Genomic DNA, 11911 nt, shown 5'->3' with positions numbered 1-11911 from the left:
TGCCATCGCCGTTCAGAACGGCCAATCGGTACTGCTTGGATGTAGTCACGGTATTTCCTTTTCTTTATAACCAGGTCTCGTTGACGGACCAGGAATCAGTGGGGGCGATCAGCCGGTAACGCTGATGGCGCCGGTGAGGATTTGGAAGCCGATGAAGGCGAGGCAGGCACCAGCAACCCAAAGAATCGAGAACTTCTGGAACTCTCCGAGGTCCTTCTTCAAAAGCCCGAGGAGTACCCACAGGGGAGCAGACGCAGGTCCGATCATGTGGGAAATTTGGCCTACGACACCTGCACGGGCGATTTCATTGGCGTGGATGCCGTACTGCGACGCGGACTCGGAGAGTACCGGGAGGATGCCGAAGAAGAAGGCGTCATTGGACATGAAGAATCCGAGCGGGATGGCAATGACGGCCGTAAAGAGCGGAAGCAGAGCACCCATCGACGTCGGGACGATGCTTAGCAGCGCATCAGCCATGGCCTGGATCATGCCGGAATCAGACAGGATCCCAGTGAAGACGCCGGCGGCAAGGACGAGCATGACAACGGGTACGGCGCTCACTGCGTGTCGCTTGATGGATTCGCCTTGGTCATGCAGCTTCGGGTGGTTGACGAGCAAGGCGATAACGAAGGCGCCAATGAAGAGGACCACCAACGGTGCGACTCCGGCAATCAGGAGAACCAGCAGCAGGATGGTCAGGCCGGCGTTTACCCAGGTTCGCCAGGTAGGACGTTCGCCGATGTGGTGAGTGCCGTTCTTGATCTCCGCCGCCAGTTCAGCAACGGCGGCTGCATCGACGTGCTTCCTCTGCGACCGGCCAAGGATGTAGGCGACCGCGAGAATGAACGCACAGGTAAGGGCCAAAGAGGGGATCAGGCTGACGAAGTATTCAGTTGCATCCAGCTGCAGCACGCTGATGGCCCGGGTGGCGGCGCCTCCCCAAGGAGTGGACCCGGAGATGAGTCCCAGTGACATGGCAGCGACCGTTGCAATGATGAGGGGGTTGATCTTGAGCTTCTTGTAGATGGGCAGGAAGGCCGAGCAGATGATCATGTAGCTCGTGGTGCCATCACCATCCAGGGCCACGGCCATGGACAGCACAGCAGTGCCGACGCAAATCCGAACCGGATCTCCCTTGGAGAGTCGAAGAATGAGCTTCGATATGGGATCGAAGAGCTTGGCGTCCATCATGACGCCGAAGTAGAGAACTGCGAAGAGGAGCAGAACGGCGGTCGGAGCGACCGTCTTCAGGCCAGACATGACCATGTCTCCCAGGTCCGGGCCGAAACCTGCGATTACAGCGAACAGGACTGGAGCGCAAATGATGGCCACAAACGCGGTGGCCCATCTGCGCATGACTGCGATCATAAATGATCCGAGCGTAGCGAATCCGACGACGGCGAGCATCGTTACTCCTTGATGTTGAGGGACTGACTCCCTGACGGCAACTCTGACGTGCTGGGTCCCTTGCCGGTAACCCGGTCCCTCAACCTCTTGGGTCGGGCACGCTTTCGACGGTAAACCTAAAGTGGTCGACCAGTCAAGTAAGTGGTCGAGTGGTCGACCACTAATCGAATTTTCGGTATCATCAACCACGTGAACAGAAAATCCATCACCTCGCTCGATGCTCCTGACCGCAATCTGGGGATGGAGCTGGTGCGAGCCACCGAAGCCGCGGCGATCCGGGCCGCCCCCTTCATCGGCAAGGGTGACAAGAACGCCGCCGACGGTGCGGCCGTGGACGCAATGCGGCATTTCCTCGGTTCCGTCGCCTTTGATGGCGTGGTGGTGATCGGTGAAGGTGAGAAAGACGCCGCGCCCATGCTGTACAACGGAGAGCACGTCGGCAACGGCACAGGGCCTTCGTGGGACGTTGCTGTCGACCCGATCGATGGCACCAGCCTCACGGCCGCCGGACGTCAAAACGCACTTTCGGTCATCGCCGTCTCAGAGCGCGGATCAATGTTTGACGCCAGTGCTGTCTTCTACATGGACAAGATTGTCACCGGCCCGGAAGGCCGCGGGGTCATCGACCTCAGGCGACCGGTCGGTGAAAACATCCGTGCCCTCGCCAGAGCCAAGAGTGTGGCAGTTGACGACCTGCAGATTGCGGTCCTCGATCGCCCACGGCACTCGCAGTTGATTGCTGATATCCGGGCGACCGGAGCCTCCACCAGGCTGCTGCTGGACGGTGATGTGGCAGGGGGGATCAATGCCGCTCGGCCCGATTCACGCATAGATATGTGTGTGGGGGTCGGCGGAACTCCCGAGGGCATAATTACTGCCTGTGCGGTGAAGGCGCTGGGTGGGCTCATCCAGGCGCGTTTGGCGCCTATTGACGCCTCTGAGCAAGCGAAGGCCCTCGAAGCCGGCCATGACCTGGATCGCGTGTTTGACCAGGACGATCTGGTTCGGGGAGACAATTGCTATTTTGTGGCCACTGGTGTCACCGACGGCGCACTCGTGGACGGAGTCCGGCGTATGCCTGGATTTGTTCGAACCACCAGCATCGTCCTGCGCTCCCACTCAGGCACCATTCGCAGGGTCGTTGCCGATCACCTCGAATCCAAATGGTACGACTCCGAATAGCAGCCAACCTTTCACGCCGTTTCATAAAATACGAAGGAGATTCAGTCATGACCGGAGCCATCATTGTAGGGGTAGACGGCAGCGTCACAGCTAAGAGTGCCGCTGATGCCGCCAGGGACCTGGCCCTATCGCTTGGTGCGGCGCTCCATGTTGTCACGGCCTACGACGACGACGGCACCATAGTGTTTGGTACCGGAAGTGACCATCGAGTGGCCAGCCATGAAGCGAATGCGGAGAAGACGGTGCAGAAGGCTGCTGCCGAACTGAGCTCGGCCAATCTCAAAGTCACCTACGCGGCTGTCCGCGGAACCGCGACTCAGGTACTGCTCGACGAAGCAAGGAGGGTCGAAGCCAGAATGATCGTTGTCGGCAACAAGGGTATGCACGGGCTCGGCCGTGTACTTGGCAGCGTCGCTAGCAGCGTGGCCCACAATGCTCCTTGCGACGTCTACATTGCCAAGACGGCAGGCTGACGCTCGCCTGGTTTGTAGTACGGCGCTGCCGCTGCTCTCCACTCTTAGGACCCAATTAGCTTTCCGGCGCCGGCACGCGGAATCGCAACACGCAACCCGACAGCCGGGGCCGGCGCCGGATCACCGTTGATGCAAGCTAAGGGGAGGTTCGTAATCAGGGCGTGCACCACACAACTTTCCAGACAGTAGACGGTCCAAGGTCCTCGCTTCCGCGGGTGCGTGGGTTATATGAGGGGGTATCCGCGTAGGGCTATTCGTGTCCAGCCTTAGCCTTGTCCGGGCTTGTCCCTGTGAGACCGGCGTGCAAGACGGCACTACAACAGGCAACCACTGACCCGCTGAACATTTGGGCCCGCTTGTCGGTCCATGTGGCGGAGTCCCGGCGAGGCAAATCATGCTATTCAGGCTCCGCCATGCGTTCAGTTCGTCGTCGTCCATTATTTCCGTGGCACCGCTTCCGCCCAAGAACATGAGCGATCTGCCATCGCTACGAAGAGAGAAAACGGTGTGGACAATGTCCACACCCTCCGCCTCGGACTACCACGTACACCCATCGAACTGGCCCGGATTCCGCATGTTTCCGCCACTTCCCAGTGTTTCCAATACCCAGAATCGCCTTCGAGTCCCACCTCGGGCACGATGTTGTTGCAGGTCAGGGGCCTATATGGCCCCTGAATGTTGACAAAACCCCAAGTCTGATATGGAACTAGCATTTTTATGTGGCTAGTATCCGGAAACGCTTCAAAAAGGACGGCTCCTTGTCCTTCATGGTGGTCTGGCGTGGCCCCAAGATCCGGAAGCAGCAGGGTCTCACTGTCGACTCCGCGCATGAGGCTGAAACGCTCAAGCGGTTGCTCGATGCAAACGGTCAATCCTTTGAGATCGCCCAGCAGGCACTGATGGACAACAGGGCGAAGATACCCACGGTGGGTGAGGTCATTCAGGAGCACATCGACCTCCTGATTCGACCTTCGAGCGGGACCGTGAAGACGTATCAGACGATGCTTGATCTCCATGTGAAGAAGGTCATTGGCCACGTCCCCGTCGACAGGCTGGACTACCGGATAATCGCGTATTGGGTGAAGTCGATGATGGCCAAGGGATGCTCACCGCAGACGATCAAGAACGTGCACGGCCTGATTTCCGCGTCGATGAACACCGCGGAGATGTTGGGTTACATCACTCGCAATCCGTGCAGGGGTGTGCAATTGCCCAGCGCTGAGAAGGCCGAGGACGAATTGATGTTCCTCACTCATGCAGAGTTCGGGTTGATCATGGATGGCATGGGGGTGCGGTACCGCGACTTCACCAACTTCCTGGTGATGACTGGCACCCGTTTCGGTGAGGCCACGGCGCTGACCGTCGCCGACATCGACCTGCTGAGAAAGCCGGCCACCGCCAGGATCAACAAGGCATTTAAGCTGGATGGGCAAAACCAGTTCTACATCGGCCCCACGAAGACGGGTGCTGGCAAGCGGACCATCGGGCTGAATCCGGGGCTGGTTGATCTACTCATTCCGTTGGTGGCTGGCCGCCTTGGTGGCGACCTGCTGTTCACGACGCGCCGCTCTCGGCGCTGGTCTACCCTGCAGCCAGCGATGACCTGCCATTGGACGACCAAAACTGCCCTTGGCAGACCAGCAACAGCATGCTCTTGTTCCTGACGTTACCGACCAAGAGGGATGCCTGCGTCGCAAAGCTGGCGCAGTGGCTCGGGCGCAGCTATGCCGCCCCTTGACTTCCCCAGCCAGCCAGGTTCCTCTGTGGGGCAGTCCGCACCCACGTAGTGTCGATGTCGGGTTTATGCCGGGTGACAGGACCACCATAGGATTCGAAAATTGAGTGCAGAAGGCCTATATAGTCCGAGTAGCTGCTCGACACCGTCCTGTGGCCCCGCACGTCGTGGTCAGCCCGACTATCACTTGCCCTGCGGGTCAGCAACGCAACGGCTATTGCCAGCGACAGTTGTGCCGAGATCGCCGGTATACACCTGAAGAACCAATCCATCCGGCCCGAAGCCGTTGGTTATGATGAGCTTGTTCGTGGCCGTCGACTGATCAAAAACCTTCACGTCGTACCCGCTGGACTTATAGAACTCCTCGACCTTTTGCCCTAGTGTCTCGCGCTCGGTGTCGCCAAGGGGGCCCCTGGTCCTGGATCCGCCGAATTCTTTGCCGCCTCCGGTTCCCTGGAAGTTGCAGTAGCCACCTGCCGGAACATCCTTATTGGTCCATTCACCCGGCGCCATCGCCTGGATCTCATCTAGGAGTCCAAATAATTCGCTGCCGGCTGCTTCTGGCGTCATCGTCGTTCCTTCTCCGCTGATGGGAAGATCGCTTGTTGAATTCGACTGTGAAGATGAGGGGTTTGCCGTGTCACTATTGCCCGGTGTTGTGGGGAAGCATCCGGATACGAGCAGAAAGACCGAGCAGGCGGCGAAAACGGTTGCCGTGATTCTTCGTCGGTTCAGCACCTGTTTACGGACATCATCGCGTTGCCGCCAAGCGGCCAGTTCCTTTTGCCGGGCCTTCTCCTGCTGAGCTCGGAGCCTGGCCTCCCGAACGTCATCAGCCAGAGCGGTAAGAACACCCGCAAGCCTGCCGCGATCATCGGACCTGATGCCACATGCCTCCTCGAACAAGCGCGCGTAGCCACCCTTGAAGTGCTGCAGCGCTTGGTCCACAGAGCCGGTCAGGAAGCCTCCCTCGGCGCGCATAACCTCGTCGGCGGAGTTCGCGGCACGGATCAGCGCATCGGCCGCGCCGTCATCAAAAGTAATCCCCATACCTGCCCCCATACCAAGCAATAAATCCAACGACTAGCATAACTGTTGTTTGCTTGTTCACGCGAGAGAATGACGCCACATGTGCCTGGCCCCGGTTGGCCTGTTCAGTGGTGGGGGAGCGGGTTCAGGGTCGCATGCGTGCAGACCAGGGTTGCATCCGAGCCATCCAGGGAGTCGCTGGATGCCGATGTTAAACGAGGACGACGGCGGAAGTTACCTCCCGCCGTCGTGAGCCGTTCGGCTTGCCGCCTCGCATTGTTGGCGCGGCGCTCAGCCCTCAAGCTTGGAATGCTCGCCCAGGCGGTGCCAGGACCGGTTGTGGTAGACCAGAGCGTCGCCGGGTTCGCCCGCTTGGACGTCACGCATCACGCGCGACTCCAGGGCGTGAACGGCGATAATGGTGGAGGTCCCCACCTCCATGCGATTGATGACGGCGCACCGGACCCAGGCGCGGACATCTTCATAGACCGCTTCGCCGGTTGCAAGGGCGGACCAGCGGTGCGTCTGGTCAAAGCGGTCGGCGCCGGGGGTCGCTCCAAACTTTGCCAAGTCGACGTCGTGCGCGTCCAGCAGGTGCACCACGACGGTTTCGGCGCGCGAGAGAACCTCGGACGAGGAGGACAGTGCCGAGACCGAGAAGATCAGCAATGGAGGTTCCGCACTCACTGACACCACCGACGATACCGTCAGCGCCACTGGCCCTTCGCCGGCGTCGGCCGTGATGACGGCGACACCTCCGGGGTGGCCACGGAACAGTGCTTTGAAGTCGTCGGCCGGGAGGGACTGAGTGAAAGATTTCTTCGGAGCCCCGAGCCAAGTGTCTGTGGGATAGGCGTGAAACATCGCTACACCTTGGGGGCGGAGCGTTCAAGTTCCTCGCGAACGATTCCCGTCCCTGCACTGAGAGCACTCAGCTTGGCCAGGGCGACGTCCCGGGGGAACGGTGCCATGCCGCAGTTGGAGCTGGCGATGAGCTTGTCCGCATCGACGAACTGAAGGGCCTTGCGGAGGGTGTCCGCTACCTCCTCCGGGGTCTCGATGGTCTCGCTTGCGACGTCGATTGCACCGAGCATGACTTTCTTGCCTCGGAGGAGCTCGATCAGGTCCATGGGCACGTGGGAGTTCTGGGATTCCAGCGAGATGATGTCGATGCTGGAGCTCTGCAGCAGCGGGAACGTTTCCTCGTACTGCCGCCACTGTGAGCCGAGCGTCGCCTTCCAGTCATTGTTCGCCTTGATCCCGTAGCCGTAGCAGATATGCACAGCAGTCTCCGCACGCAGCCCTTCTGCCGCTCGCTCAAGCGCAGCCACGCCCCAGTCCTTGACCTCGTCGAGGAAGACGTTGAACGCGGGCTCGTCGAACTGGATGATGTCCACGCCGGCCGCCTCGAGTTCCTTCGCCTCCTGGTTCAAGATGGTGGCGAACTCCCAGGCCAGCTTCTCGCGACTCTTGTAGTGGTCATCGTAGAGGGTGTCCACCATGGTCATGGGGCCGGGAAGAGTCCATTTGATCGGCTGGTCGGTAGTTGCGCGGAGGAACTTTGCGTCTTCGACGAATACCGACTGCTCGCGGCGCACCGCTCCGACGACGGTGGGCACGCTGGCGTCGTAGCGATCGCGGATGCGCACGGTCTTGCGCTGTTCAAAGTCCACCCCGCTGAGGTGCTCGATGAAGGTGGTGACGAAGTGCTGGCGGGTTTGTTCGCCGTCGCTGACGATGTCGATGCCGCGTCGGCTCTGTTCGTGGATGGCGATGCGCAGCGCATCCTGCTTGGCCTCGAGCAGCGCATCTCCCTCCAGTTTCCACGGGGACCACAGAGTCTCCGGCTCTGCGAGCCACGATGGTTTCGGCAGGCTACCGACAACGGTGGTGGGCAAAAGTGTGTTCATGATTGACGATTCTCCGTGGGTCAGTTGACGAGAGCGGGGTATTTGGCGGTCCACTGGTCCAGCAGGTCCTTGTGGGGCGTGATGAAGTGTTCCTCCGTGTACTTCGCCTGCGTGATCGCGAGTTGACTGCGCTCGACGCGGTCGTAAGCGATCTGGGTCCGCGAGTAATCCTGCTCTCCCAGGCTCGGCTGGTAGACGACGGCGGCGGCGGAGTTCGCGTTGTAGACCTCCGGGCGGTAGATCTTCTGGAACGTCTCCATGGTGCTGATGGTGCCGATGAGCTGCAGGTTGGAGTAGTCGTTGAGCAGGTCGCCGCGGAAATAGAAGGCGAGCGGCGCTACGCTGCCGCGTGGCATGAAGTAGCGGACCTGTAGCCCCATCTTGGCGAAGTACGCGTCCGTCAGCGAGAAGTCGTCCTGTTGGTACTCGACGCCCAGGACCGGGTGATGGTTCTCCGTTCGCCGGTACGTTTTGCTCGTGGAGACGCTGATGCACACCACTGGCGGCTGCGGGAAGCGTTCCTGGCAGGCGGAGGAATCGAGGAATTGCTGGAACAGTTTGCCGTGCAGATCGCCGAAGTCTTCTGGAACGGTGGGCTTGCCTGACTCCGCTGCTGCCGCTGGCAGAACCACGCTGAAGTCGAAGTCGCGGACGTAGGAGGAGAAGTTGTTCCCCACGATCCCCTGGTGGCGGACCCCGTTGAGCTGGTCGACGATCTGGATGTCGAGAACTTCGAACAGGGGGAACTGCCGATCCGTACCTTCCGCAGTGAACTCAATCTGCACGGAGACAATCTCAAGCTCGAGCGTGTAACGGTCCCGGTCCGGGTTGTCCCAGCTTGCGAGATCGTTGAAGCGGCGCCGAATCATGGTCAAGGCGTTGCGGAGGTTCTCCTGGCGGTGCTCGCCCCGTGCCAGGTTGGCGAAATTCGTGGTGATCCGGGAGCCTTCTGACGGGGAGTAGTCCTCGTCGAAGGGGGTGGTGGTGATGCTGAAGGTGAAGTCGTCTGCCATGTGCTGCCAATCCGTTGATGGGCCGGAGACGGCCTTTCAGAAGGTGATGTATCCATGGTGCAGCTTTCCCATGGGTATCAGGTAACTAGTGGTTACTATGCATTCATATAGAATTGCCCTATGCCCCAGATCTCGAGCGGATTGACCCTGCAGCAGCTCCGTTACTTCATAGAAGTTGCAGCTGAGGGGTCGATCTCCGCAGCCGCCGATCTTCTCTACGTAGCGCAGCCGACAATGTCCGCCTCGATGAAGGACCTTGAGGCCCGGGTTGGCCGGGCACTCCTGCTTCGCTCCGCCCGCGGAGTCACGCTCACCGCCGACGGGGTAGAGTTCCTTGGCTACGCGAGGCAGGTCGTGGAGCAGTTCGCCCTCCTCGAGCAGCGCTATCTTGGTAGGCCGCCGCGGCGACGTCTGCTCGGGGTGTCAACGCAGCACTACTCGTTCGCGGTGGACGCCTTCGTCCGGATGGTCAAGGCCACTGATGTGGCCGAATACGAGTTCTCGCTGCGGGAGTCCCGTACCTGGGACATCATCGAGGATGTCCGGACGCTCCGCAGCGAGTTGGGCATCCTCTATCGGAACGATTTCAACCGGAAGGTCATCGACAAGCTGCTCCGGGAATCCGGGCTCGCGTTCACTCCACTCTTCCTCGCCGATCCGCACATCTTCATTTCACGGAAGAACCCGCTCGCCTCAAAAGAGCGTGCGACTCTCGATGATCTCGCCGGCTTGCCGAGGCTAACCTTCGATCAAGGTGCGAACAACTCGTTTTACTTCGCCGAGGAGATTCTCTCCACCTTGTCCAGCAAGCAGGAGATCCGGGTCTCTGACCGTGCCACGATCTTCAACCTCATGATCGGGCTCCACGGCTACACGATCTCGACGGGCATCATCAGCGGTCAGCTCGACCCTGAGATCGTCGCCATCCCGCTCGAAGTTGACGAACGCATCGAGATCGGCTGGATCGGCCACGCCTCGATCCCGCTCACCGACCAAGCGCAGCGCTACCTCGGGGAATTGCGGGCCGTCGTCGCTGAGTTCGGCGTGGCGCTGCTCGACTGACTGCTGCCGTCGTCGCTGAGTTCGGCGTGGCGCTGCTCGACTGACTGCTGCCGTCGTCGCTGAGTTCGGCGTGGCGCTACCCGGCCTGGTGCAGGTGATGACGATCCAGCCAAGGGACATCACGCCGGGCTTTCTGGAACTCCACGTCAGAGATGCTAGGCAGACACCGTACTGTGTGATCAGCCCGGATACGGTGCTGACCGAGGTCCTGTGCAAGAAGTGCCCACCCGACATTCTTAATGGGTCCCGGGAATTCGCACTGCAGGGTAGCCGTAGAAGCAGGAACAAGATGTGGACAATGTCCGCACTTTCCGCCTCGGACCGCCTTTTTTTAAATCCGTCGGAGTGGCCCGGATTCCGCATTTTTCCGCCAGTTCCCAGTGCGACCAAGCCGGGGAATTCCGTCCTAGTCCCAGCTCGGTGACCCCTGGACTGGAAGTAAGGATCTTCGTCGTCTGTTGGCAGGAGAAGGTCTTGGGCGCGGTTGGAACTATTTTGAGTTGCATGCCCGCCGCTCTTGTGGACTGAACTTTGGACGCACCAAAATGGCGGGCCGTCGCTGCGGCATTTGAAAGTTGGGGCTGAGGTTGCAACTATCCGAACGCGATGACCAACCGGCGACGTCGGTGGACGCTACCATGATGCTCGCTTAGCCGAGCGCCTGATCTCAGGTGGATGTCTGACGGGCTCCCCGGAACAGTGAAGGACCGCCCAGAAAGTGCTGATGGGCGATTGCGGAAGGGCCAATTTGCCGATCAGTCGCGCCTCCCGTTGACGCTGCTCAATTCCCACATATGCACGGGCCCATCAGCTCCTGGGATCAGGAATCCCGTAGCATCCAAAACACTGCAGCAACGACGCTGCACCTCAGATCATATTTTCCCGAGGAACATGAAAGAGCCGGCCCAATCTCGAGTGCCGGCTCTTTTGGTGATGTTCGCCGTTTTTAGCTCGCTACCTCCATTGGCCAGTGTTGTCCAGCCCGACGTAGTGGGATTGACCAAGGGTCTTTCCATGGCGGAAATCCCGGAGTGCACGTTCCGACTCCGGATCCGAATCGACTGGCCGCTGTTTCTTCCACTTCAACAGATAAAGAGCGATCGTCGCAACGATCAATAATCCTGCTGCAATGACTACACCGAGCAACTGCATGGCGCCCCCTTTTTATGAATCAACTGTAGATGTCCCTCGCCGAATGGCCTAGGTACCTGAGCCATCACGGATACCCCACCGAATGGGTTACTGAGCACAAGGATGGCCTCCCTCATCGTAGGGTGATGAGGAGAGGCCGTCCCAAGGAATTACACTTATTCCTCCACAGAACCGCAGGAGGTATCTGCCTGTTCAGGTCAGGCCGATACCTCGGCATCGGTTTCGAGGTCCACTGCGGTCAGTCCCTCAGCCTCCGGCGCCGCTGTGGTGCTGGTGAGCAGTGCCCGGCGTGCAGATGCGACGTGATGACGCATGGTTGCACTGGCGGCTTCCGCGTTCCGGGTCTGGAGCGCGTAGAGAATGGCCCGGTGTTCGCTGAGCGCGTCCCGACGCGGGTGCTTCCGGGTCAGGCTCCGGTATTGCCGCATGACGAGCGCGTACAACAGCTGATCCACGAATCCGGACAGCGTGGGCTGTCGTGCCGAGTCGCGAACCAGCTTGTGGAAGCCGCGGTTCAGCCTTGAGTATTCCGCCTCTTGTCGGTCGTATTCGGCAGTGGCCATCTGCTCGCAGATCACGGCAAGTTCCTCGAGCTCCTCATCGGTGGCCCGTTCAGCGGCCTTGGCTGCCAAAGCCGATTCGAGGATCTCGCGCGCCTCAAGAATTTCCACGGCTTCTTCAATGGTGAAAATTCGCGTCCGCACGCCACGGTGGGGTTCGCTGGTGAGGTAGCCCTCCTGGACCAGCCGGGCCGTGACCGACCGGACGGTTCCGCGAGAGACATCCAGCAGGCCCGTCAATTCCGCCTCTGTGAGGCGAACGTTGGGTTGGAATCGTCCTGAGATTATTAGGTTGCGAAGATCCTCGTAGGCCTGGATGGTACGGGTGGAGGAGAGGTCGCCGGTGACCGATGTTAGCTCACTCATGTGCTGTGCCCCTTTCCGTGGT

Annotated in this window: 10 protein-coding genes; 4 read left to right on the top strand and 6 right to left on the bottom strand. The window is 60.1% G+C overall.

Annotated elements, in window-relative coordinates; translation table 11 throughout:
* Nucleotides 1–108: 108 nt before the first annotated feature.
* Nucleotides 109–1407, bottom strand: coding sequence for a CitMHS family transporter (locus tag BLW08_RS08820; RefSeq protein WP_090820733.1), 1299 nt, complete (start codon nt 1405–1407; stop codon nt 109–111).
* A gap of 240 nt (nt 1408–1647) precedes the next feature.
* Between BLW08_RS08820 and glpX the strand changes: the two genes are divergently transcribed.
* The 3 genes from glpX to BLW08_RS08805 all read left to right on the top strand — a co-directional run bounded on the left by glpX (nt 1648) and on the right by BLW08_RS08805 (nt 4726).
* Complete coding sequence (gene glpX, locus BLW08_RS08815; RefSeq protein ID WP_091324530.1) at nt 1648–2589, top strand: class II fructose-bisphosphatase; 942 nt, start codon at nt 1648–1650, stop codon at nt 2587–2589.
* 47 nt (nt 2590–2636) lie between these two features.
* A complete protein-coding gene (locus BLW08_RS08810; protein WP_091324481.1) occupies nt 2637–3062 on the top strand; it encodes a universal stress protein in 426 nt (141 codons plus the stop codon).
* A 767-nt stretch (nt 3063–3829) separates the two neighbouring features.
* Nucleotides 3830–4726, top strand: a complete 897-nt coding sequence (locus BLW08_RS08805; protein ID WP_254779793.1) for a tyrosine-type recombinase/integrase — start codon at nt 3830–3832, stop codon at nt 4724–4726.
* A gap of 254 nt (nt 4727–4980) precedes the next feature.
* On the opposite strand, the gene BLW08_RS08800 is transcribed toward BLW08_RS08805, so the two are convergent.
* From BLW08_RS08800 to BLW08_RS08785, 4 genes are all read right to left on the bottom strand, one after another.
* Nucleotides 4981–5847, bottom strand: a complete 867-nt coding sequence (locus tag BLW08_RS08800; RefSeq protein ID WP_091324480.1) for a hypothetical protein — start codon at nt 5845–5847, stop codon at nt 4981–4983.
* A 270-nt stretch (nt 5848–6117) separates the two neighbouring features.
* Nucleotides 6118–6690: a flavin reductase family protein gene (locus BLW08_RS08795; RefSeq protein WP_090820981.1), complete on the bottom strand. Its 573-nt coding sequence runs from the start codon at nt 6688–6690 to the stop codon at nt 6118–6120.
* Between the two features lie 2 nt (nt 6691–6692).
* Nucleotides 6693–7736 carry a methionine synthase gene (locus tag BLW08_RS08790; RefSeq protein WP_091324478.1) on the bottom strand — a complete coding sequence of 348 codons (1044 nt, stop codon included), beginning with the start codon at nt 7734–7736 and terminating at the stop codon, nt 6693–6695.
* 20 nt (nt 7737–7756) lie between these two features.
* Entirely contained in the window at nt 7757–8749 is a 993-nt protein-coding gene (locus tag BLW08_RS08785) for a DUF1852 domain-containing protein (RefSeq protein ID WP_091324477.1), read from the bottom strand.
* Between the two features lie 120 nt (nt 8750–8869).
* On the opposite strand from BLW08_RS08785, the gene BLW08_RS08780 reads away from it, so the two are divergent.
* Nucleotides 8870–9811, top strand: a complete 942-nt coding sequence (locus tag BLW08_RS08780) for a LysR family transcriptional regulator (RefSeq protein WP_091324476.1) — start codon at nt 8870–8872, stop codon at nt 9809–9811.
* A 1349-nt stretch (nt 9812–11160) separates the two neighbouring features.
* Here BLW08_RS08780 and BLW08_RS08770 read toward each other — a convergent pair.
* A complete protein-coding gene (locus BLW08_RS08770) occupies nt 11161–11889 on the bottom strand; it encodes a GntR family transcriptional regulator (RefSeq protein ID WP_091324474.1) in 729 nt (242 codons plus the stop codon).
* Nucleotides 11890–11911 lie beyond the last annotated feature (22 nt).

The organism is Arthrobacter sp. cf158 (genome assembly GCF_900106835.1).
Taxonomy (GTDB): Bacteria; Actinomycetota; Actinomycetes; order Actinomycetales; family Micrococcaceae; genus Arthrobacter.
Note: the sequence above shows the minus strand (reverse complement) of the source record. Positions and strands in the feature narration are given on the sequence as shown.